Annotated in this window: 27 protein-coding genes; 6 read left to right on the top strand and 21 right to left on the bottom strand. The window is 27.5% G+C overall.

Features of this window, described 5'->3' with window-relative positions; translation table 11 throughout:
* Positions 1–236 precede the first annotated feature (236 nt).
* Genes KJQ97_RS05695 through rplU form a run of 21 tightly spaced genes read right to left on the bottom strand, consistent with a single transcriptional unit; the run spans position 237 to position 15,725 of the window.
* The gene (locus tag KJQ97_RS05695; protein WP_214117363.1) at positions 237–830 is read right to left on the bottom strand and encodes an FKBP-type peptidyl-prolyl cis-trans isomerase; all 594 of its coding nucleotides are present in this window, start codon (positions 828–830) and stop codon (positions 237–239) included.
* Between the two features lie 15 nt (positions 831–845).
* Positions 846–1,688 carry a tetratricopeptide repeat protein gene (locus KJQ97_RS05700; protein ID WP_214117364.1) on the bottom strand — a complete coding sequence of 281 codons (843 nt, stop codon included), beginning with the start codon at positions 1,686–1,688 and terminating at the stop codon, positions 846–848.
* 3 nt (positions 1,689–1,691) lie between these two features.
* Positions 1,692–2,180, bottom strand: a complete 489-nt coding sequence (locus KJQ97_RS05705; RefSeq protein WP_214117365.1) for an OmpA family protein — start codon at positions 2,178–2,180, stop codon at positions 1,692–1,694.
* Positions 2,181–2,240: 60 nt separating this feature from the next.
* Positions 2,241–3,410 (bottom strand): PD40 domain-containing protein, encoded by a 1,170-nt coding sequence (locus KJQ97_RS05710; RefSeq protein WP_214117366.1) that lies wholly within the window; start codon positions 3,408–3,410, stop codon positions 2,241–2,243.
* Positions 3,407–4,234: a hypothetical protein gene (locus tag KJQ97_RS05715; RefSeq protein ID WP_214117367.1), complete on the bottom strand. Its 828-nt coding sequence runs from the start codon at positions 4,232–4,234 to the stop codon at positions 3,407–3,409. Before KJQ97_RS05715 ends, KJQ97_RS05710 begins: the two co-directional genes overlap by 4 nt.
* On the bottom strand, positions 4,231–4,623 hold the full coding sequence (locus KJQ97_RS05720) for a biopolymer transporter ExbD (protein WP_214117368.1): 393 nt from the start codon (positions 4,621–4,623) through the stop codon (positions 4,231–4,233). Before KJQ97_RS05720 ends, KJQ97_RS05715 begins: the two co-directional genes overlap by 4 nt.
* A complete protein-coding gene (locus tag KJQ97_RS05725) occupies positions 4,613–5,140 on the bottom strand; it encodes a MotA/TolQ/ExbB proton channel family protein (RefSeq protein WP_214117369.1) in 528 nt (175 codons plus the stop codon). The genes KJQ97_RS05720 and KJQ97_RS05725 overlap by 11 nt, the downstream gene beginning before the upstream one ends.
* Positions 5,137–5,514 carry an ATP synthase F1 subunit epsilon gene (gene atpC, locus KJQ97_RS05730; RefSeq protein WP_214117370.1) on the bottom strand — a complete coding sequence of 126 codons (378 nt, stop codon included), beginning with the start codon at positions 5,512–5,514 and terminating at the stop codon, positions 5,137–5,139. The genes KJQ97_RS05725 and atpC overlap by 4 nt, the downstream gene beginning before the upstream one ends.
* 1 nt (position 5,515) lies before the next feature.
* Positions 5,516–6,913 carry a F0F1 ATP synthase subunit beta gene (gene atpD / locus KJQ97_RS05735; protein ID WP_214117371.1) on the bottom strand — a complete coding sequence of 466 codons (1,398 nt, stop codon included), beginning with the start codon at positions 6,911–6,913 and terminating at the stop codon, positions 5,516–5,518.
* An 8-nt stretch (positions 6,914–6,921) separates the two neighbouring features.
* Positions 6,922–7,800 carry an ATP synthase F1 subunit gamma gene (atpG, locus tag KJQ97_RS05740; protein ID WP_214120239.1) on the bottom strand — a complete coding sequence of 293 codons (879 nt, stop codon included), beginning with the start codon at positions 7,798–7,800 and terminating at the stop codon, positions 6,922–6,924.
* A gap of 8 nt (positions 7,801–7,808) precedes the next feature.
* The gene (gene atpA / locus KJQ97_RS05745; protein ID WP_214117373.1) at positions 7,809–9,314 is read right to left on the bottom strand and encodes a F0F1 ATP synthase subunit alpha; all 1,506 of its coding nucleotides are present in this window, start codon (positions 9,312–9,314) and stop codon (positions 7,809–7,811) included.
* 11 nt (positions 9,315–9,325) lie between these two features.
* Positions 9,326–9,832 carry a F0F1 ATP synthase subunit delta gene (locus tag KJQ97_RS05750; RefSeq protein ID WP_214117374.1) on the bottom strand — a complete coding sequence of 169 codons (507 nt, stop codon included), beginning with the start codon at positions 9,830–9,832 and terminating at the stop codon, positions 9,326–9,328.
* Positions 9,832–10,320, bottom strand: coding sequence for a F0F1 ATP synthase subunit B family protein (locus tag KJQ97_RS05755; RefSeq protein WP_214117375.1), 489 nt, complete (start codon positions 10,318–10,320; stop codon positions 9,832–9,834). Before KJQ97_RS05755 ends, KJQ97_RS05750 begins: the two co-directional genes overlap by 1 nt.
* A 9-nt stretch (positions 10,321–10,329) precedes the next feature.
* Positions 10,330–10,755, bottom strand: coding sequence for a F0F1 ATP synthase subunit B family protein (locus tag KJQ97_RS05760; RefSeq protein WP_214120240.1), 426 nt, complete (start codon positions 10,753–10,755; stop codon positions 10,330–10,332).
* A 60-nt stretch (positions 10,756–10,815) separates the two neighbouring features.
* Positions 10,816–11,697 (bottom strand): ParB/RepB/Spo0J family partition protein, encoded by an 882-nt coding sequence (locus KJQ97_RS05765; RefSeq protein WP_214117377.1) that lies wholly within the window; start codon positions 11,695–11,697, stop codon positions 10,816–10,818.
* 3 nt (positions 11,698–11,700) lie between these two features.
* On the bottom strand, positions 11,701–12,471 hold the full coding sequence (locus KJQ97_RS05770) for a ParA family protein (RefSeq protein ID WP_214117378.1): 771 nt from the start codon (positions 12,469–12,471) through the stop codon (positions 11,701–11,703).
* Positions 12,468–13,205 carry a biotin--[acetyl-CoA-carboxylase] ligase gene (locus KJQ97_RS05775; RefSeq protein ID WP_214117379.1) on the bottom strand — a complete coding sequence of 246 codons (738 nt, stop codon included), beginning with the start codon at positions 13,203–13,205 and terminating at the stop codon, positions 12,468–12,470. The genes KJQ97_RS05770 and KJQ97_RS05775 overlap by 4 nt, the downstream gene beginning before the upstream one ends.
* Complete coding sequence (gene fmt, locus KJQ97_RS05780; RefSeq protein WP_214120241.1) at positions 13,198–14,106, bottom strand: methionyl-tRNA formyltransferase; 909 nt, start codon at positions 14,104–14,106, stop codon at positions 13,198–13,200. Before fmt ends, KJQ97_RS05775 begins: the two co-directional genes overlap by 8 nt.
* A gap of 24 nt (positions 14,107–14,130) precedes the next feature.
* On the bottom strand, positions 14,131–15,123 hold the full coding sequence (gene obgE / locus KJQ97_RS05785; protein WP_214120242.1) for a GTPase ObgE: 993 nt from the start codon (positions 15,121–15,123) through the stop codon (positions 14,131–14,133).
* Between the two features lie 24 nt (positions 15,124–15,147).
* The gene (rpmA, locus tag KJQ97_RS05790; protein ID WP_214117382.1) at positions 15,148–15,405 is read right to left on the bottom strand and encodes a 50S ribosomal protein L27; all 258 of its coding nucleotides are present in this window, start codon (positions 15,403–15,405) and stop codon (positions 15,148–15,150) included.
* Positions 15,406–15,416: 11 nt separating this feature from the next.
* Entirely contained in the window at positions 15,417–15,725 is a 309-nt protein-coding gene (rplU, locus tag KJQ97_RS05795; RefSeq protein WP_214117383.1) for a 50S ribosomal protein L21, read from the bottom strand.
* Positions 15,726–15,907: 182 nt separating this feature from the next.
* On the opposite strand from rplU, the gene KJQ97_RS05800 reads away from it, so the two are divergent.
* From KJQ97_RS05800 to KJQ97_RS05825, 6 genes are all read left to right on the top strand, one after another.
* On the top strand, positions 15,908–17,026 hold the full coding sequence (locus tag KJQ97_RS05800; RefSeq protein ID WP_214120243.1) for a PilZ domain-containing protein: 1,119 nt from the start codon (positions 15,908–15,910) through the stop codon (positions 17,024–17,026).
* Positions 17,027–17,029: 3 nt separating this feature from the next.
* Entirely contained in the window at positions 17,030–17,674 is a 645-nt protein-coding gene (plsY, locus tag KJQ97_RS05805; protein WP_214120244.1) for a glycerol-3-phosphate 1-O-acyltransferase PlsY, read from the top strand.
* Entirely contained in the window at positions 17,659–17,976 is a 318-nt protein-coding gene (locus KJQ97_RS05810; RefSeq protein ID WP_214117386.1) for a dihydroneopterin aldolase, read from the top strand. Before plsY ends, KJQ97_RS05810 begins: the two co-directional genes overlap by 16 nt.
* A gap of 74 nt (positions 17,977–18,050) precedes the next feature.
* Complete coding sequence (hsrA, locus tag KJQ97_RS05815) at positions 18,051–18,722, top strand: response regulator transcription factor (protein WP_214117387.1); 672 nt, start codon at positions 18,051–18,053, stop codon at positions 18,720–18,722.
* A 92-nt stretch (positions 18,723–18,814) separates the two neighbouring features.
* Positions 18,815–19,954, top strand: coding sequence for a sensor histidine kinase (locus tag KJQ97_RS05820; protein WP_214120245.1), 1,140 nt, complete (start codon positions 18,815–18,817; stop codon positions 19,952–19,954).
* A 10-nt stretch (positions 19,955–19,964) separates the two neighbouring features.
* Positions 19,965–21,407, top strand: a 1,443-nt coding sequence (locus tag KJQ97_RS05825; RefSeq protein ID WP_214120246.1) for a Ppx/GppA phosphatase family protein, incomplete at its 3' end; no start/stop codon positions are given.

The raw sequence follows: 21,407 nt of genomic DNA on the forward strand, positions 1-21,407 counted from the left end.
GAATTAAAAATCAAGTTAAAAATAATAAGTTTTGTATATTTATAACTTACGATTATATATTCAAGATTGCTTGTAATTTATGAATTTGATAGCAATAAATGTATTTTAAAGATTTGACATAAAAAATAAAATTATAAAAATGATTAATTTTAAAAAACTGAATACTTTGAGTATATAATAAATATTAGTATAAGGCGAAATAAATCGCCTTAACAATTTTAGCTAAACCTTAGCTCTTAACCTCTGCAACAACCGCCGCCGTGGTGATGATGGTGATGATCATCTTCATCATCGTGATGATGACCGCAACTTCCATCGCCTTTGCAACCACTATGTCCGTGATTTCCACATCCACATCCACCAGCTTGTGCTACTGCACCACTTTCTAATTCTTCAGGAGTAGCATCTCTTACTTCTTTAATATTTACGGTAAATAATAAATCTCTTCCTGCATAAGGATGATTATAATCAATTACTACGCTACTATCTTTGATTTCTTTAACAACAACTCTAACTGTTGAGCCATCTTCGTTTTCTCCGAATAATTCTAAGCCAACATTTAAATCAATGCCTGCGAATTGTTCTTTTGGTAATTCTTGAACCAAATTCTCATCATATTCTTGCCAAGCTTTATCTTTAGTGATTAAAATATCACTTTCATCACCCTCATTTAGTTTAGCAATTTCATCTTCTAAAGCCTCTAATACTTGATTTCTACCTAATAAAAATGAAATAGGATGAAAATCAGTATTATTTTCTAATACTTCATTAGTTTTTGCATCACGCAATATAAAATTAAGTGATACTACGCTGTCTTTTTTTATAGCCATTTTTAATCCTTTCTATTAATTTATACTTTTAGCTTCACTTGAATCTGGAAATTGTTTTTTAAGTGCTGCATAAAAATTATTTGCTTTTTCTGTTTCATTAATTGCCTTCAACGAATTTGCGGTATTTAATAAAATTAAAGGCATATTAGGAGCTTTTACCCCTTGATTATTATATAAATCTGAACTTGTTTTGTAATAATATATAGCATTTTTATAGTCTTTTTGTGCGTATGCAATTTGTCCTAAATAAAAATTACATTGTGCAGGTTTATGTTTTGCATTTGCTAATTCTTCAAAAATTTTTGCGGAATTTTCATAATCTTTACTATTATATAAACTTATAGCATTTGCCATTTTTTGAGCTGGAGTTTCATTTTTAGCTGCAACCTCATTTGCTACTACTTGCTGAGTTGTAGATTTTACAGCTTTATTCTCGCCCAAGCTACTAACTAAATTTGTTAATTCACTTAAAGCCTTTTTTAACTGATTAATGCTGTTTTTTTGATTTTTTAATTCTTGTTTTATTTCAGAAATATCTTTATCATAAATATCAAGTTTTTCTTTTGAAAACTTTTCTACTTCTAATAATTTACCTTCAAAATTATAAGTTTTGTTATTCAAATCATCAACTACACTTTGAATACCTTCAATTCTTTCTAAAGCCTTATTTGTTTTAAAATCAACACCAGTATAATCTTTACTAAGAGTTTCAACCTTTTTTTTGTTCTCTAATAAAACTTTTTCATTTTCTGTTAGCCCATAAGGCTCTTTAATATTTATATTACCTGCATTAAAGGCTGAAGTTTCTGCGTAAATAATAGGGGCTAAAGCCCCTATAAAAAGTATTTGTTTTAGCATAAATTAAAACTGAACTTTTGTTTCTGCTCTACGATTTTGAGCATCGCATTCTTTTGTTTTATCATTACATACTGGGTTGTTTTCGCCATAGCTTTTAATTGTAATTCTTGAGCTGCTAACTCCTTGAGATTCTAAACCATCTTTAACAGCTTTAGCTCTTTTTAAACCTAAAGCTTGGTTATATTCTTCACTACCCCACTCGTCGCAGTTACCTTCAACAACAATATTTAAATCTTTACCATCTTGATTTAATAAACTTGCGTTATTTGATACTACGCCATACATATCTGAACGAATATCGTATTTGTCAAAGTCAAAATATACTTTACCTAAAGAATTATTAATTCTTTCTAGTTTAGTATTAATATCTTCCTTAACATCTACATTCATATCTGGAGCAACCTCCACTTTTTTTGGAGCCTCAACTGTAGCCTTTTGACTACAACCAACAACTAAAGCTGCTAAAGCAACTGCATAAGCTAATTTTTTCATTTTTTTCCTTTCATAAAAAGTAATTGAAATTATAATTTCCAAAACTAAAAATTTATTTAATTACCAATCCAAAGTTGAAATTTTACCAACTTTTAGTGGGAAATGATACACTTTATTCTCATCAAGTCTTAAAATTCCTAAAGAACTTTGCATTCCTAATAATTTTATAAACATAATTGTCTTACCATCGCTACTAAAATTAGGGAAAATATTTCTACCATTTAATGTCAATTGTCTTACATATTGCGAATCAGTTGCCATAACATATAAGTTAAAATCTCCTGATTTTTCACGACTTGAATAAACTATATAATTATTATAAACACTAAAGGCAGAATTGTTTTTACCATGATAAACTAATTGAGTTGCGTTAGTTTTATCAAGACCTTGTAAATATAAATTAGGATAAGAACTTCTATCGCTAACAAAAGCAAAACTATCACTACCTACAAATCTTGCACTAACATCTATTCCTTTATACATAGTAAGTCTTTTTGTATTTTTAGTATTTAAATCTAATAAAAATATTTCTGGTTGATCTTCTGTTGTTTTAGTAATTAATGCTTTAGTTCCATCTTTGCTAATATCACTAAGTGCTAACATACCAGAACCTTGAGTAATTAAAGTTTTTTGATTATTCAATAAATTATATTTATATATACTCAAAATATCTTTATTATAATCTGTATAATAAAATTCATTTTGATTGCTATTTGCCCATTTTGCAAATAAATTTAATCCACCTTGCATAATAATTTTTTGATAATTTAAAGTGTAATCTGCAATAAGAATTTGACTTTGCTTAGCAGCTATTTTTCTAGTAATTAAAATCTTTTTATTCATCCAGTCTAAATCTGCTAATTTTAAGTCCTTAAACATTTGTGAAATTGCTTTGTGAGATAAAAACACATAAGCACTTTTTGGATAAGTAAAAGTATTGTTATACTTAATTTCATTATTCATACCCTTAAGAGTTATGCTTAACTCATAATTATTTCCTACAGGATTTAAATTATAATTTAATTCATAATTTGCATTATTTTCATTAGTAATTTCAAATTTAGAACTTACTAAAACATCATTTTTAATTACCTTATCAAAATCAAAATTAACCAAACTACTTGTAGTTATTCTAATCTTAGGCAACACCTCTTGCTCGCTAACCACATCCATAATAATATCAGCAGTTAAGCATACTAAACTAAAACATAATAAAAATATCTTTTTCATTTTATCTCCTTGATACTTAATATAACCGAAAGCCTTAAACTACCACTATAATCTTGTTGATTTGGTGGAATTCCTAAATTTTTGTTTTGTTGATTAATAGTTTGTATAAAAATTCTTGCCTTTTGTCTTAAAGCAGAGCTTTCATTAAAACCATTATCTTTGATTTTTATTATACCATTTTTTGATATTGTAAAAGCTACTTCAAAAATTTCCTTATCATTAATATCTGAACTATTAGCAGTTACTAAACTCCAAACATTTTTCAAATACGCATTCACTCTACCAAAATATTCATCATAAATTCCAGAAACCTTAGCAGATGTTTGTGTAGTCTCTGAATTATTATTTGACTTAATTGTTGTATTAGCTAATTGTGATTGTATTTTTTTTAAAGCATCTAATTGTGATTGATTTAATTTATTTTCTTCTTGCTTAGTTTCCTTTTTTGGATTTTTTCTTTCACTTTTGCTAACTTTTAAATCCCCAAACAAACTACTTAAATCACTATCACTATCTTTACTATCAGTTTGTTGTTCTACTTTTTCATTTTGTTCAATTACTTTATTTTGATTATCTTTTGTAGCATTATCATTGCTTGTATTTTCTGGACTTTTATTTATTTTTTTTGCTACTTCTTTAGTATAGTCTTGTTTAACCTCAGCTGGAGTTTCAACATTATCTTCTACGAACAATATATCCACTTCACTATTGCCATATTTAATAACTTCTTCATTTTTAGCAAAAATATTTATTAGCAAAATAAATATTAATATAGTAAGCACATATATTAAACAAGATAATAAAAAAGCTTTTGATTTACTCATTTTGTTTGAAGTGAAATTTTTACAAATCCTGCTTTTGAAAAAGTTGATAATACTTGCATTAGCTTATCGTAACTTATATCTTTATCTCCAGATATATAAACTATTTTATCTTTATCAAATTGATTTTTAATTAAACTAAAATTATCAAAAAAAGCAATATAAGGATATTTTTTCTTATTTAAAACTACTTCATCTTTTGTAATGCTTACGAAAATATCATCTTTTTTTGCTTTGCTAACACTTGATTTTGAGCCATTTGGTAAATTAATATTTTCATCATATTTTAAATTAGGAATTACTAGCATTAAAATTACCAATAACACTAACATAACATCAACTAAAGGAGTTATGTTTAACTCTGGGTCTTCGTGTAAAAAATCATTTTTCATCGCTAATAATCTTTATTTGACTCTCTAAAATATTTAAACATTCAAATACTTTTCGTTTCACAATTAAATGAAATGTATAAGCTAAAATAGCAGAAATAATCCCACTAGCAGTAGCTATTAAAGCATGACCAATTGGAGAAGCGATTTGAGTAATATCACCATTTCCATTTAAAGATATTAAAGTAAAGTATATTGAAACAACGGTTCCAAACAATCCTATAAAAGGCGAAGTAGTAGCGATAATACTAAGCCAAGTAAGGCCTTCGCTAAGATTTTTAGAAGCTTCATTATAATAAATCTCTAATTTTTTCATAGAACCTTCACAAGGTTTAAAATAAGCCTCAAAAGATAAATCTTGATTTTTTAATAACCTATCTAAAGTTCTTAATTCTTCTTGATAAAATTTAGAAATATTGCTTAAGCGATATAAAAAAATCGCTAAAGCAATAATAGAATAAAAACCTAAAATCCCAACTGCTAATAAAGTAGCTAAGTCAAAATCCGAAATCAAATTCATTTAGAATCCAGTCTTCCTAAAGTTGCGGCAAGGGTTGCTGAATTTGCACCTGCTGATTTTAATAATTCTTTAGCTTCTTCTAACTTTTTTTTGCTTATTGAATTATCATTACCACCTAGATAAACAGCACCTTGAGCCAAAATAACAACACTATTTTCATCAACTTTTACATGGCCTGAATCAATAGCTATAAGCTCCTTTGAACCATCATAATTTTCCACACTAATTACACCAGCTTGAAGCAAAGAAATTACAGAAGCGTGGTTTGGCAAAACACCAAACTCACCTTCACTTCCTGGCACTAACACTGATTTAACTTCTGAATTAAAGATTTCTCCGTGTGGAGTAACTATTTCTAAAGTTAATTTATCCATATTAAGCCTTTAATTTTTCTGCTTTCTTAATAGCCTCTTCAATATTTCCTACCATATAAAATGCGTTTTCAGGTAAGTCATCATATTTACCTTCTAATATACCTTTAAATCCAGCTATAGTTTCTTCAAGGCTTATATATTTTCCAGGACTACCTGTGAAAACTTCAGCTACGAAGAATGGTTGTGATAGGAATTTCTCAATTTTTCTAGCTCTTTCAACAACTAATTTATCTTCTTCGCTAAGTTCATCCATACCTAAAATAGCTATGATATCTTGTAAATCTTTATATTTTTGAAGCACACTTTGAACTCCACGAGCTACCTTATAATGCTCTTCACCAATAATTTGTGGGTCAAGCATTCTTGAAGTTGAATCAAGTGGATCAACTGCAGGATAAATTCCTTTTTCAGCAATACTTCTATTTAAAACCGTTGTAGCATCTAGGTGAGCAAAAACGGTTGCAGGCGCTGGGTCTGTTAAGTCATCAGCAGGAACATAAACAGCTTGAACTGAAGTAATTGAACCTTTTTTAGTTGATGTAATTCTTTCTTGGAATTTACCCATTTCACTTGCTAAAGTTGGCTGATAACCAACAGCTGAAGGAATACGACCAAGTAAAGCTGACATTTCTGAACCTGATTGAGAAAATCTAAAGATATTATCAATAAACATTAAAACATCAAGTCCCATTTCATCTCTAAAATATTCAGCCATTGTAAGACCTGTTAAAGCAATACGATTTCTTGCCCCTGGTGGTTCATTCATTTGACCATAGCATAAAGCAACTTTATCTAAAACATTGCTTTCTTTCATTTCATTATAAAGGTCATTTCCTTCACGAGTTCTCTCACCAACACCAGCAAATACTGAATAACCACTATGTTTAAACGCAACATTGTGAATTAATTCCATAATAATAACTGTTTTACCAACACCAGCACCACCAAATAATCCTACTTTACCACCTTTTGCATAAGGAGCAAGTAAATCAACTACTTTAATACCAGTTTCAAATATTTCACTTTTTGTGCTTTGGTCTTCAAATTTAGGTGGTTCTCTATGAATAGCCCATTTTGTTTCATAATTTTCTGGAGCACCTTCATCAATTAAATCTCCAACCACATTGAAAATTCTTCCTAAAACTTTTTCCCCAACAGGAACACTAATTGGAGCACCTAAGCTAACAGCTTTAGTTCCTCTTACTAAACCATCAGTCATATCCATAGCAATAGTTCTTACACGGCCATCACCTAAATGTGCTGCTACTTCTAATATTAAACGAATTTGCTTACCTTCAACCTCATAATTTACTTCAATAGCTTCATTGATTTGTGGTAAATAATCGCTAAATTCAACATCTACAACAGGTCCTAATACCTGAGATATAAATCCTTGCATATATTCTCCTATTCTTTCATTGATTCAACACCACTGATAATTTCAATTAATTCAGTAGTTATGCTTTCTTGTCTTGCTTTATTATAAGCTAAATTAAGTTCTTTAACCCTTGCTTTAGCATTATTAGTTGCGTTATCCATTGCTTGCATTCTAGCACTATGTTCAGCTGCTAAACTATCTATCAATGAATAAAACATACTATATTCTATATATCTTTTTAGTAATTCTTCTAAAACTTCCTTTTCTTCAGGTTCAATTTCTAATAAAGAATTTGAATTGGTAATTTCAGAATTACTTGAATCTACAGGTAATAAATTACACACTGATAATTCTTGAGAAATCATATTTTTATAGCCATTATGAACTAATATTATCTTATCAGTTAATGCTTTTTCATAATCACTAATAGCTAAATTAATAATTTCTCTAGCTTTTTCATAATCAGGTGAAGAACTAACGCCTGTATATTTATCTAGTATTTCAATTTTTTGAAAATTAAAAAACTCAATACCAACTTTTCCTATAGCTCTTAATCTAGTTTTAATACCTTTTTCTTTATTTTCTTTAATAATTTTACTAACTTCTTTTAAAGTTTTTATATTAAAACCACCGCACAAACCTTTGTCCGAAGTAATAAATATAACATCCACAATCTTAATCTCATGCTTACCAAAAAATCTACTATCTTTAGCCATATCAAATTGATTTAGCTTAAACGAAATTTCTTGCATAACCTCTTGCAATTTACTTGCATATACTTTAGACTTCTTAGCAAGCTCTTCTGCTTTTTTTAATTTAGCAGTAGACACTAATTTCATAGCATTAGTAGTCTTTTGAGTATTATGAACGCTCTTTATTTTTCTTTTTATCTCTTTTAAATTCGCCATTACAAAACCTACGCTTGTGTTGCTTTAAACTCATTTAATAAATTTTTAATTTTATCTTCTAAATCACTATCTAAAGCTTTTTTAACTCTAATTTGCTCAAAAATCTCAGGAGACTTTGTTTCAATATAAGCATATAAATCATTTTCAAATTTAGTAATCTTATCTACAGCAATATCATCTAAAAATCCTCTAGTACCTGCATAAATTAGAACTATTTGCTTTTCAATAGCTAATGGGCTATATGGAGGTTGTTTTAATACTTCAACCATTCTTTGACCACGCTCTAATTGTTTTCTTGAACTCTCATCTAAATCACTTGCAAATTGTGCAAATGCTTGTAATTCACGATATTGCGCAAGGTCTAATCTTAATGTTCCTGATACTTGTTTTGTAGCTTTAATTTGAGCAGAACCACCTACCCTAGATACTGATAAACCCACGTTAATAGCAGGACGAATACCTGAGTTAAATAAATCTGTTTCTAAGAATATTTGTCCATCTGTAATTGAAATAACATTAGTTGGAATATATGCTGACACATCTCCTGCTTGAGTTTCAATAATAGGTAAAGCTGTTAACGAACCTGCACCTAAAGCATCGCTTAATTTTGAAGCTCTTTCTAATAATCTTGAGTGTAGATAGAATACATCGCCTGGATAAGCTTCACGACCTGGAGGACGGCGTAAAATCAAGCTCATTTCACGATAAGCTACTGCGTGCTTACTTAAATCATCATATACTATTAAAGCATGTTTGCTATTGTCTCTAAAATACTCACCCATTGTAACGCCTGTATAAGGAGCAAGGTATTGAAGAGCCGCTGAATCACTCGCAGTTGCACTTACTACTATTGTATAATCCATAGCTCCATGTTCTTCAAGTTTTTTAACAACTTGCGCAACAGTGCTTTGTTTTTGTCCAATAGCTACATAAATACATACAACATTTTGACCTTTTTGATTAATTATAGTATCTACTGCTACGGTTGTTTTACCTGTTTGTCTATCTCCAATGATTAATTCTCTTTGACCGCGACCAATTGGAACAAGGGCATCAATTGCTTTAATACCTGTTTGTAATGGTTCATGAACGCTTTTTCTAGCCATAATACCTTTAGCTTTTTCTTCAACGAATGCAGTTTTTGTAGTATTTATAACACCTTTTGCGTCGATTGGCTCTCCTAAAGCATTAACAACACGACCAATTAATTCTTCACCAACTGGAACTTTTAATAATTGTTTTAATCTTTTAACAGAGCTACCTTCTTTAATATTTGAAAAACTTCCTAAAACTACAACACCAACACTATTTTCTTCAAGGTTTAATGCCATACCTTTTTCGCCATTTTCAAATTCAACCATTTCTCCTGCCATAACATTTTTTAATCCAAAAACATTAGCAACACCATCAGCTATTGAAATAACTTTACCAGTTTCTTCAATTTCTAAATTTAAATTAAAATTCTCAATTCTTTCTTTAATAATTGAGCTAATTTCATTTGCGTTAAAACTCACTGTTACTCCTCTTAAATTGCTTTCATTATATGCTGTTTGATTTTATCTTTTAATGAAGTTTCTGATACTATTATTTCATATCCTAAGTCTTCAATATAAATCTTTATTTCATTTTTATCATGAATTATATTTTTTAGTTTTATTTCTTTTTTAAAATAATTTGATAATTCTTTTTCGTGCTTTAATATATCATTATCACTAATTTTTTCTTTAGAATAAATATCAGCATAATAAATATTATTTTCTAAAGCTAATTTTTTAACTAATCCATCATAAACAACTGGAACTTTATCAAGTTTATTATTTACTCCTAATACCTTTAAAAAATTAATAATTTCTTTTTTATTTGTATTAGATAAACTCACTAAAAACTCTATCTTTTTATCTAAGCTAATGCCAACTGCATTTATTATCACTAATGTTTTTTTATCTTTAAAGGCTTCTTTTAAAATCTCAAAACAAGATATAAATTCTTCCCTATCTTTTCTTTGCATTATTATATTTACATACTTTTCCATTAGCTAACTTTCCTTGAAACAATATCTAATAAATCAGATTGTTTTAAATTAACATTAGTATTTAAAAGCTCTTCTATAAGTTCATTGACAACTTCTTCTTTAGCCTTTTTCTCTTCAAATATTTTTTGCTCTTCATAAGATTTTTTCATATTTTCTATCTCATTATTAGCATCTTTTAAAATATTTTCATTTAATTTTATAGCTTGCTCTTTAGCTAATTCTATTAGCTTATCAGCCTCATTATTAGCTATCTCTATTTTTTTAATTGCTTCTTCTTTATTTTTTTTAGCCTCATCTAAGCTTTTTTCTATTGATACTAATCTATTTTTAATATTATCAATTCTATCACAATATATCTTTTTAATTGTCTTAGCAAGTAATAAATACATCATAACAGCAAAAATTACAAAATTTATAGTTCTATAGAAAATATCTGTATCACTAGCCAACAAATAAGTAGGTAATAAAATCCATATTAATCTGTTCATAAAGCAACCTTAAATTTTTTCTATACTTGCTCTTAAAGCATTTTCACACTGAAACAAATCAGCTTTCAACTCATTTTTAAACTGAATTTTTTTTGCTTCAAGTTCAGTTAAAAATTTCTGATAGTCTAAATCAAGACTAGCCTTTTTTTCTGCTATAGCTTTGCTTGCTTGCTCTTTTGCTACGGCAACTTGCTCGCTTTTGATGGCTTGAGCTTTAGCTCTTGCATCAGCATAAATCTTAGCAATTAATGTTTCATTATTACTAGCGTCTGTGTTATTTTGCTGTATTCTAGCTTCATCTTCTTTTATACCATCATCTCTATTTTTCATAAAGGTTAGCAATGGTTTGTATAAGATGTAATCTAAAATCCAAAGCAACATTAAAAACAACATAGCTGTTAATAACATCATTTTAAGATCTAAGTCATCAAACATACATTCTCCTTATTTTGATAAAACTTTATATTAACATAAAAAAATCAAATAATATTTAAATTATAAGTTTTTTATAGCATTTTCAACAAAATTTTTAGTATTTTCTTGATTTAAATTAAATATAAGTTTGCCATTTTGTATTTTAAAATCTATTTTAAATTCTTTTAATTTTTTTAACAAACTATCATCAATTATGTTATTTGTATTTTTACCCTTGAGTTTATTTGCTAGTTTTTCACAATCTCTAACATTTAATTTTTGACCAATAATTGTATTTACTAAAATCTTTTCATCTTCTTTTTGACCTGCTATTACTTTAGCATGACCTGCACTTAATTTGCCATCAATAATTAATTTTTGAGTATCTTCACTAAGAGTAAGTAATCTTAAAGTATTTGCTATATTTGCTCTACTTTTTTGAATACTATGCGCTAATTCTTCTTGAGTAATTTTTCTAACTCTCATTAACTCTTTATAAGCTAAAGCAAGTTCAATAGGATTTAAATCTTCTCTTTGAATATTTTCAAGTAAAGCTAATTCTCTTGTTTTACTTGAATCTATATTTGCAATAATTGCTTTAATTTTTGTTTCACCTAAAGCTTTAATAGCCCTCAATCTTCTCTCACCAGCAATTAAAAAATATTTAGTTACTTTTTCTAAATTTTCTCCATTTTCCATTGCCTTTTCACAAAGCTCATCAGCATCTATTACAACAATTGGTTGTAATAATCCATGATTTTTAATGGAATTAGCAAGTTCATTTATACTATCTTCATTAAAACTTTTTCTTGGCTGATATGGATTTGGAGTTATATCATCTATACTAATATCTCTTATAGTATCTAAATCACTTCTAAAAACTCCACTTAACTCATCATCATAAGCTAAAGATATATCATCTAAAATACTACTAAAATCTGAACCTAAAGATTTTTTTGCCATTTTCTATCCTATTAAAGAATGTGCTAAGCTTTGATAAGCAACACAACCTGGAGATTTTATATCATACAATATTATAGGTTTTCCAAAACTTGGACTTTCTGCTAGTTTTACATTTCTTGGAATTATTACTATCTCTCCATCTTTTCTAAATAACTTGCCACTTAAATGCTTTTTAAGTTCGGCAACCGTATCCTTTGAAAGATTATTCTGTGGGCTATACATAGTAGGTAAAATTCCCCTTATTCTTAACTTAGGATTTATTGCTTCTCTTATATTATGAATTGTCCTTAAAATATGTGCCAAACCTTCTAATGCTAAATATTCACATTGAATCGGGATTATTACATCAGTGCTTGCTGCAAGTGCATTAATCGTGATATTTCCTAATGCAGGTGGCGAATCTATTATTATATAATCATATCTATTTACAACATCTTTTAAAGCTTTTCTTAAAATTTGTTTATTATTTACACCTGTTCCTAATTCTTGCTCAAAATTAGTAAGAACAATATTTGATGGAGCAAGGTCTAGTTTATTCAAACTTGTCTTTAAAATAATCTCATCTAATGTTTTTTTACCACTTAATACATGATATATATTAAATTCAAAATCACTTCTTTTAAATCCGTAGCCTGTGGTAGCATTACCTTGTGGATCCATATCTATTAGTAAAACACTTTTTTCAGCTACCGCAAGAGAAGCTGCTAAATTCACTGCCGTTGTTGTTTTACCTACCCCACCCTTTTGATTAGCTATTGTTATAATTTCACTCATCTTAAACTATATATCCTTTTGTTATCTACTAAAATAGAACCATCTTCATATAATTTTACATCATTTAATGAATAAGTATTATCATCATTTTTAAAATAAAACGATCTACTTAATTCAAAATCACTCTTATAATAATCAAAAATTTCTTTCCAAGAAATATTAAGATTTATTCTATCAAAAAAAGTTTTAAGTAATGTTGAATATGAAATATCTATATCTAAAATATTAGCATCTACTGGTGCTGTAGTTATGTTTATACCAATACCGCAAACTAATTTATTTTTTATTTTTGCAGTAATTAGCCCTCCAATTTTTTTATTATCTAAATAAAAATCATTAGGCCATTTGATAAAAACTTTTGAACCAAATTCTTTTAAGACTATTTTCATTATCATAGAATAATATATACTAGCTGATTGAATAGGTAAATCATCTGGTAAATTATCATTAAAAAAAGATAAATATAAATTATTTTTTATATCTAAATTAAATTTATTATATTCATCAAAAAATATAAAATCTATATCTTTAAAATACTGATTATGAATCTTAGAATTTATATTGCCAAGTGAATCGGTATTATCGCTAATCCAATTTCTATTACAAGAGCCAATTCCGTTAGTTTGTTTAAGCGTAGCCAATGCAAATGCGTGTTCTTTAAAACCATTTCTAATAGCATTTATAAGCTCAACTTGAGTTGAACTTATACAATTACAAAAAGCTAGATTATACAATGCTATCTCCTTGCTTTAACCTTTTACCATTTAAATATACATTAGCATCTAAAGACTTTTTACCTGCATCTTGCAATTTATAAACTTTTAAGCTGCCTTTTTTACAAGTTAAAATTAAATAATTTTTACCTATTTCTTTTATAAGCCCTTCTTTATTATCACTTTCACATTCATTCAATTCAAGTTCATTTAACTTTAAACCATTTTCTAAAAATATATTAGGCCAATCATAAAATGCTAAATATTTTTGATATATTTCTTTAGCATTATTTAGCTCAATTAAACCATCTTGTTTTTTGATAATTTTTGTATGAGTTGCCTTTGAATCATCTTGTTTAATAGGTTGAAAATAATTTGGATTTTCTAAAAATTCCAAAAGCATTTTTGCTGATAATTTAGACATTTTGTCAAATACTTGTGGAGAATTTAAATCCTTAATATTTAATTCTTGTTGATATAAAATATCTCCAGTATCAAGACCTATATCCATATTCATAAGTGTAACTCCACTTACAATATCACCATTTAAAATAGCACTTTGTATAGGTGAAGCTCCTCTATAATAAGGAAGTAAACTAGCGTGAGTATTAATACAAGGTGCTATGTCTAAAATCTCTTTTGGCAGTATTTTTCCATAAGCTGCAACTATTATAAAATCTGGTTTTTTATTGCTAATTAAATTTCTAATCTCTTCATTATTTCTTAAGCTTTTTGGTTGTGCTAATTCTAAGTTTAGTTTTAACGCAATCTCTTTTACCGGACTTGGAGTTAATATTTTTTTTCTTCCAACTTCTTTATCTGTTTGGGTTAAAACTAGACTTACATTATGAAATTTACTAAGCTCTTCTAAAATAAATGCCGAAAATTCGGGCGTGCCCATAAATACTATATTTTTTTTCATGATATACCTAAAAATTAAGATATGTTATTCAAATAACATTTTTGATAAAGATAATTTTAACTCTTTAATACCATCATTAGTAACTGAAGATATTTTTGTAACAAAAACTAAATTATCATATCTTTTTAAATACTCATTTAAAAGTTCTAATTCTTGAATTAAATTCTCTTTAGCCACATCACATCTTGTGATTGCAACTGCAAATTTAAAATCATTCAAGCCATAAGCTTCAAGTTCTTTGTATAAATTAATAAATTGTTCTTTAATACTCATTTCTTTAAAACTATCTAGCATAAATAATAAGCATTTTGACCTTGATATGTGTTTTAAGAACTCATATCCTAAACCTTTTCCTTCGCTAGCACCTTCTATAATTCCTGGTATATCAGCCATTACAAACGAGTAATCATTAATATCTACAACACCTAATTTTGGAGTAAGAGTTGTAAATTCATAATCAGCAATTTCTGGCTTAGCATTACTTACTATACTAATTAAAGTAGATTTTCCAACATTAGGATATCCAACTAATCCAACATCAGCAATTAATTTTAATTCAAGTCTTACTTCTAGACTTTCTCCTTTTTTGCCAGGTTGAGCGTATGTAGGTCTTTGATTAACAGAACTTTTAAAATGTCTATTTCCAAGGCCACCTAAACCACCATTTAATAAGACTATTTGCTCTCCTAAATTCATAAAGTCATGTAAGATTTCATTGGTATTAATATCAATAATTTGAGTACCTATTGGAACCTTTATTTCTAAATTCTCGCCTTTTTTACCACTTTTATTTCTAGGTAATCCACAATCACCATTACTAGCTTTTAAATGTGTTTTGCCTTTAAAATGTGCTAAAGTATGAAGATTATTATCACAAATAACCACTACATCGCCACCACGACCGCCATCGCCGCCATCAGGACCACCTAGTGGTACATGTTTTTCACGGCGAAATGAGCTAGCACCCGCTCCGCCGTTACCAGAGCTCAGCCTAATTTTTATACTATCAACAAACATTACCTAAGCTCCTTTTAATTTAAATTATACTGCAGGATATACAGAAACTTTTTTGCGGTTTTTGTCTTTTCTTTCAAATTTAACAAAACCATCAACTAAAGCAAAAATAGTATGATCTCTTCCCATACCAACATTTGCTCCTGCGTGAGTTGCTGTTCCTCTTTGGCGAATAATAATATTTCCAGCTCTTACAAATTCTCCACCAAATTTTTTAACACCTAAACGTCTACCTATAGAATCTCTATTATTTTGAGTTGAACCTTGACCTTTCTTGTGTGCCATTGTATTTCTCCTTACGCTTTAATTTCTTTTACTACTACGCGAGTAAATTGTCTTCTAAAACCTCTTTTTAATTTAGAGTCTTTTCTTCTTCTTTTCTTAAAAATTACAACTTTTTTATCTTTTCCTTCGTTGATAACTTCAAGAACAACTTTCGCTCCACTAACAAAAGGGGTACCGATTTTTAATTCTTTATCGTTAACAGCTAAAACATCTGTAACTTCTACGATAGACTTTTTCTCTGCTTCAAAGCGATCTAACTTTAATTCGTCGCCAACACTTACTTTGTACTGCTTACCGCTATGTTTAAAAATAGCATACATAATTCATCCTTTGTAATTTAGTAAGTCCCATCAAGCACTTTAAATATTAGAAATTTAAAGATTTAAATAAGCTTAAATGAGTTGTAAAAAGCGAATACTATCAAAAAATCATTAATTTTTATTTAAAAATTTATTTTTTTTGCTACACTAATGCTATTTTTAGTTTAAAAGGAAACAAAAACATGAGTTTTGAAGGAAGAGACGAACTAGTTAATTCTAGTATTAATTATTTTGAAAAATATACACACAAATTTATTAATAACATACAAGCTTATTATAGAAGCGAAGGCAAAATTTTATCAAAAAATTGTGAAGATGCTTACGAAGAATTATTTTCTATGTTACTAACAAAAGATTTTAGTATAGAAAGAGGTAAGGAATTAGCCAAGACAAAAGATTTTGATAGAGCTTGCTTTTTTGAATTTTTATTAAAAACTTATATAGATTTTTCTAAGCATATTATGAATAATGGATTAAACAATAAATTAGTTGTTAATCTTGCCTTTGCATTAGAAAGATATGGTTCAATTTTTTGCACAATTTGTCACGATTCTACGACTGCACAAAGTTCAATTAATGTATTTTCAGCAAGTAGTTCTGGTGGATTTTTTATACACGAGAATTTTATAGATACATTTAAAAAAATGTATTCTGTAGGAGAAAAATTAGAATTTTTAAATCTTTATAATGGTGTTCCTGTTAGAACTTACGGAGAAATTTTACAAGTTGAAGATGCGAGTATAGTTGTAAAAGTTGATTTAATGCAAATTTTAGCTATGAAAGAAGAAGATTGCGCTTATATAGTTCAAAATCAATATTTGCAAAAAAATATTAAAGCAAATATTTTATCTGTTAATATTGTAAATTGCACGGTAACTTTAAATAATTTTGAAAGCCAACCATATATGCACGCATTAAAAAGAGCATATCCTAGAGTGCATCCTAATGAATTTACTAAAATAGCACTAACTCATGAAGATGGAAGGGTTGCTAATGGAAAATTATTTGATATTTCAGAAGGTGGAATTGGTGTTGTTTCTAATGAAGATGTAGGATTTAAAAGAGGTGATATTTTATCATCTTATATTTGTTTACATATGCCTCATTCAAATGAAGCAGTTGAGTTTAATTTAAAATTTAAATTAGTTGTTTTAATTGTATATCAAAATGCTTACAGATATTGTTTAGAGATTTTACCAGACCAAGAAGATGCTAAAAAAATTCAAGAATTTGCAAGCAGAAGAGTAGAAGAAACTTTAGTAGAGCTTAAAAATCAATTAAGCCTATATAAAAGAGATTAAGATATGAATTTTATTACATTCATAATTGATTTGTTTACAAATAATAATTTAATTTGTATGCTAATAGCCTATTTAATAGGCTCAATTCCTTTTGGATTAATATATGCTAAAAAATTTGCGAATGTTGATATTAAATCTCAAGGTTCAAAAAGCATAGGAGCTACAAATGTATTAAGAGTTGTAAAACAAGTTAATCCAAAATTGGCTAAAAAATTAGCAATAGCTACTATGTTAAGTGATTTTTTAAAAGCTATGCTTCCAATTTGTATTGCTATGTTTTTAGATATAAGTGAGGCAACAATTTGGGCTATGGCAGTTCTTAGTGTTATAGGACATTGCTATAGCATATTTTTAAGCTTTAATGGCGGTAAAGGCGTAGCTAGTGGGGCTGGAGCTTTAATACTATTAGTTCCTTATTCTGTAATTATAGGTCTTATTTTTTGGCTAATAATCGGAAAAGTATTTAAAATATCTAGCTTAGCATCATTAATAGGATTTAGTATTGGAGTAATTAGTGCAGAATTTTTATACCCTAATATTAGTATTAATTCTCACGCACCAATATATTTAATATTATTTTTTGTGTTCTATAAACATATACCAAATATTATTAGATTGATTTTTAAAGACGAATGCAAAGTCATATAAAAATAAAAACAAAATTTAAATGTATAATAGGCTTATTGGAATTTGAAAGATTAGAAAAGCAAACAATAAGCCTAAAAATAAATGCAAAAGCTGATAGTTTTTTAGACTATGCTAAAGTAACTAAATTATCAAAAAAATATTTAAAATCAAAAAAATTCTTTACCTTAGAAAAAGCTAATAAAAAACTAGCAAAAAAAATAAAAATCAAATTTCCACAACTAAAAAAAATAAAAATTGAGATTATTAAATTAGAGATTATGAAAAACACAAAACTTAGTGCTAAATACAAAAAAAAATATTAAAATAACTTTAAAAAAACTTGAATATTTGCTTAAATTGTGTTAGCATAACCTTAATTTTACTTTAAGGAAAAAAAATGCGTATTTTAGTAGTGGAAGATGAAATATCTTTAAACAAGACACTAGCCGAAGGTTTAACTGAATATGGCTATCAAATAGATGCGTGCGAAAATTGTAAAGATGCTGAATATTATATCGGTATTAGAAACTACGATTTAGTATTGACAGATTGGATGCTTCCTGATGGTGATGGCACTGACTTAATACATGTTGTAAAACATAAATCTTCAAGAACTTCAATCATAATTTTATCTGCAAAAGATGATAAAGAAAGTGAAATAAGCGCTTTAAAAGCAGGTGCTGATGATTACATTAAAAAACCTTTTGATTTTAATGTATTATTAGCTAGAATTGAAGCAAGACTTAGATTTGGTGGGTCAAATACAATTAAAATTGATAATTTAGAAATAGACCCAGATGAAGAAAAAATTACTTATAAAGGTAAAGAAATTGAATTAAAAGGTAAACCTTTTGAAGTATTAACCCATCTTGCAAGACACTCTGATCAAATAGTATCAAAAGAACAATTATTAGATGCAATTTGGGAAGAACCTGAACTTGTAACTCCTAATGTAATTGAAGTTGCAATCAATCAAATTAGGCAAAAAATGGATAAGCCTTTAGGTATCTCAACTATTGAAACAATAAGAAGAAGAGGCTATAGATTTTGCTTTCCCAAAAAAGCATAAGAAATAAATTTTTCTTGCAACTAGCATCTACTATTACGGTGCTAGTTGTTATTTTTTCAGTTCTGTCGTATCAAATTCTAAAAATTAATATAATGCAAAATGAATTTGATAATTTAATCAAAAATGCTATTAGTATTATTGAAGTGAATAATAGTTCAAACTTTATTATTTTTAAAGACTATAAAATAATTCATTTAGATAAAAAAACTATGAAACCAAACTTTCAAATAATCAATGAAAATGATAAAAAAGTCTTGATTTTAACATATCCTTACAATGAATTTGGGGATTATATAATATTAAAAAAAGATATAAGTCAATCAATTAAAATTCTTGATACTATTTTTATATCTTTATTTTTAATAATTATTATTGCTATTAGTTTGATTATTTTTTATTCATTATTTTTATCAAGAATATTATCAATGCACCTAAAAGAATTAAGCGTTAAAGTTAGTAGGTTTGATGATAACTTTACAAATAGATTAGATTATAAAAACTATCCATTAGAGTTTAAAGAAATCATAAGTAGTATTAATCACTTAATTACTAGAATTCAAAACTATAATATGTCTCAAAAAGAACTATTTATAGGAATTGCTCACGAATTAAAAACTCCTTTAGCAGTTATAAAAGCTAAAAACGATGTAACGCTAATTAAATCAAGAGATAGTGAATATTATATTCAAACCATTAAAAACTCTAATGATAGCATAGATAATATCAATAAAATCATAAATGAAATTCTTAAAATTGGTAGATTAGAAGGTGCGCAATTTGAAGAGCCAAATGAAATAGACTTAATTGATTTTATTAGACAAGAAAGCAAAAATTTCAGCCTATTAGGCTCAAAAACAGGACAAAAAATAGAACTTAATCTAAATCCAAATGAATTAAAAATAAAAATACAAAAAACCTTATTCTCACAAATTTTACAAAATTTTATTCAAAACGCATTTAAATTTTCTCAACCAAATACAACAATAACAATTACAACTTTCATCAATAATATGACTTTTTATCTATATGTAGATGATATGGGTTGTGGAATTAGTGAAGATAAAGATTATTTTGCACCATTTAAAAGATTTGGAGATAAAGAAGGCGTTGGATTAGGACTTTATTTATCAAAATCAGCTGCAACCGCACTAAAAGCTGAAGTATCATTAGAAAATAGAAAAGATATGCAAGGAACAAGGGCTATTTTTTCTATGAAAATCAAAAAAAATTAAGAGAAGAAATATGGCAAAAAAAACTGCAATTATTGATTTAGGTTCAAACGGAATTAGAATGGCAATATATGAAAAAACTTCAAGATATGGTTTTTATATATTAAACGAACAAAAAGTTAAATTTCGTTTGGCACAAGGTGCTTATGAACAAGATAATGTATTGGTAGAAAAACAAATCAAAAAAGCTTACGAAATAATAAAATATTTTAAAACTCAAGCACTTAATTTTAAGTGTAATAAAATATTTTGCATAGGAACATCAGCTCTAAGAGATGCAAAAAATAAAGCTGATTTAATTAACCTATTAAAAAAAGATTTAAAACTCAATATCAAAACTTTAAGTGGAATGGAAGAAGCATATTTAAGTGGTTTTGGAGCTATTAATTTACTACCTAAATTAGATGAAAAATCAATTTGTTTAGATATTGGTGGTGGTAGTGCTGAATTGTGTTTGTGTGAAAATACAAAAGTAATTAAAACTTTCTCGCTTGACCTTGGAACGGTGAGATTAAAAGACTTATTTAAAGACAAATTTAATAAATTAGAAAAATATATAGATAATTATTTAGAGCAAATCCCTGATGATTTTAAAGCTTCTATCTTAATTACAATAGGTGGCTCATTAAGAGCTATTAGCAATGCTATTATGGAAAAAAATAATTATCCTTTAAGTCAGGTTCATGCTTTTTCTTATCAAGTAGATGAAGAAAGTGAATTTATAGAAAAAATTATCAATTGCAAAAATTCAGAACTTAGCTCGCTAGGAATTAAAAAAGAAAGACACGATACCATTAAAATGGGTGCTTTAGTCTTTTATAAAATAATTAAAAAATTAAAAATTAAGCAAATAATTACAAGTGGTGCTGGAGTTAGAGAAGGAATATTTTTAAAAGACTTATTTAAACACCACAAAGGGTTTCCAGCCAATTTTAATCCGAGCTTAAAAAGTCTTGAAGATAGACTAATTAAATACAAATCAGGCTCACTGGTTAGTAATGTTACAAGATTATTTAATACTTTAAATGAAATTCATTATGTTGATAAAAAATATCTAAAACACTTAACATATGCAGCAAAACTCATTGAAACAGGTTTATTGCTTAGTTATTATTCAAACCATAAACATAGTGCTTATTGTGTTTTAAGTGGTCTAAATTTTTGTATAAAACACGAAGATAAAGCACTAATAGCAACTATAATAGAACAACACGGCAAAAAAATAAATTATGAGAATTTAAAATTAAAAAAACTATTGCCAGATGAAAATACCATATCTTGGCTTAATTTTATTCTAGCATTTTGTAATGCTTTAAATAAGGCTAAAGAAAACGAAATTTGTGATTTTTCTTATAAAAATAAAACTTTATATATAACAAAAAATACAAATAATTTCATTATGCAAGAAGCTATTAAAAAGATTAGCAAGCCAAAAAGTTTTAATGTATATATAAAC

The sequence above is a fragment of the Campylobacter sp. 2018MI01 genome, assembly GCF_018501205.1.
In the GTDB taxonomy this organism is placed as follows: domain Bacteria; phylum Campylobacterota; class Campylobacteria; order Campylobacterales; family Campylobacteraceae; genus Campylobacter_E.

Excerpts from the sequence above, each read along its gene's own strand:
- rpmA (WP_214117382.1), bottom strand. The coding sequence starts at position 15,405 with ATGGCACACAAGAAAGGTCAAGGTTCAACTCAAAATAATAGAGATTCT.
- KJQ97_RS05715 (WP_214117367.1), bottom strand. The coding sequence starts at position 4,234 with ATGAGTAAATCAAAAGCTTTTTTATTATCTTGTTTAATATATGTGCTT.
- KJQ97_RS05710 (WP_214117366.1), bottom strand. The coding sequence starts at position 3,410 with ATGAAAAAGATATTTTTATTATGTTTTAGTTTAGTATGCTTAACTGCT.
- atpD (WP_214117371.1), bottom strand. The coding sequence starts at position 6,913 with ATGCAAGGATTTATATCTCAGGTATTAGGACCTGTTGTAGATGTTGAA.
- hsrA (WP_214117387.1), top strand. The coding sequence starts at position 18,051 with ATGCGTATTTTAGTAGTGGAAGATGAAATATCTTTAAACAAGACACTA.
- KJQ97_RS05770 (WP_214117378.1), bottom strand. The coding sequence starts at position 12,471 with ATGAGTGAAATTATAACAATAGCTAATCAAAAGGGTGGGGTAGGTAAA.
- KJQ97_RS05800 (WP_214120243.1), top strand. The coding sequence starts at position 15,908 with ATGAGTTTTGAAGGAAGAGACGAACTAGTTAATTCTAGTATTAATTAT.
- obgE (WP_214120242.1), bottom strand. The coding sequence starts at position 15,123 with ATGTTTGTTGATAGTATAAAAATTAGGCTGAGCTCTGGTAACGGCGGA.
- KJQ97_RS05760 (WP_214120240.1), bottom strand. The coding sequence starts at position 10,755 with ATGTTTGATGACTTAGATCTTAAAATGATGTTATTAACAGCTATGTTG.
- plsY (WP_214120244.1), top strand. The coding sequence starts at position 17,030 with ATGAATTTTATTACATTCATAATTGATTTGTTTACAAATAATAATTTA.
- KJQ97_RS05700 (WP_214117364.1), bottom strand. The coding sequence starts at position 1,688 with ATGCTAAAACAAATACTTTTTATAGGGGCTTTAGCCCCTATTATTTAC.
- KJQ97_RS05705 (WP_214117365.1), bottom strand. The coding sequence starts at position 2,180 with ATGAAAAAATTAGCTTATGCAGTTGCTTTAGCAGCTTTAGTTGTTGGT.
- KJQ97_RS05820 (WP_214120245.1), top strand. The coding sequence starts at position 18,815 with ATGCAAAATGAATTTGATAATTTAATCAAAAATGCTATTAGTATTATT.
- KJQ97_RS05720 (WP_214117368.1), bottom strand. The coding sequence starts at position 4,623 with ATGAAAAATGATTTTTTACACGAAGACCCAGAGTTAAACATAACTCCT.
- KJQ97_RS05725 (WP_214117369.1), bottom strand. The coding sequence starts at position 5,140 with ATGAATTTGATTTCGGATTTTGACTTAGCTACTTTATTAGCAGTTGGG.
- fmt (WP_214120241.1), bottom strand. The coding sequence starts at position 14,106 with ATGAAAAAAAATATAGTATTTATGGGCACGCCCGAATTTTCGGCATTT.
- KJQ97_RS05755 (WP_214117375.1), bottom strand. The coding sequence starts at position 10,320 with ATGAACAGATTAATATGGATTTTATTACCTACTTATTTGTTGGCTAGT.
- KJQ97_RS05765 (WP_214117377.1), bottom strand. The coding sequence starts at position 11,697 with ATGGCAAAAAAATCTTTAGGTTCAGATTTTAGTAGTATTTTAGATGAT.
- KJQ97_RS05750 (WP_214117374.1), bottom strand. The coding sequence starts at position 9,832 with ATGGAAAAGTATGTAAATATAATAATGCAAAGAAAAGATAGGGAAGAA.
- atpC (WP_214117370.1), bottom strand. The coding sequence starts at position 5,514 with ATGGATAAATTAACTTTAGAAATAGTTACTCCACACGGAGAAATCTTT.
- KJQ97_RS05695 (WP_214117363.1), bottom strand. The coding sequence starts at position 830 with ATGGCTATAAAAAAAGACAGCGTAGTATCACTTAATTTTATATTGCGT.
- atpG (WP_214120239.1), bottom strand. The coding sequence starts at position 7,800 with ATGGCGAATTTAAAAGAGATAAAAAGAAAAATAAAGAGCGTTCATAAT.
- rplU (WP_214117383.1), bottom strand. The coding sequence starts at position 15,725 with ATGTATGCTATTTTTAAACATAGCGGTAAGCAGTACAAAGTAAGTGTT.
- KJQ97_RS05810 (WP_214117386.1), top strand. The coding sequence starts at position 17,659 with ATGCAAAGTCATATAAAAATAAAAACAAAATTTAAATGTATAATAGGC.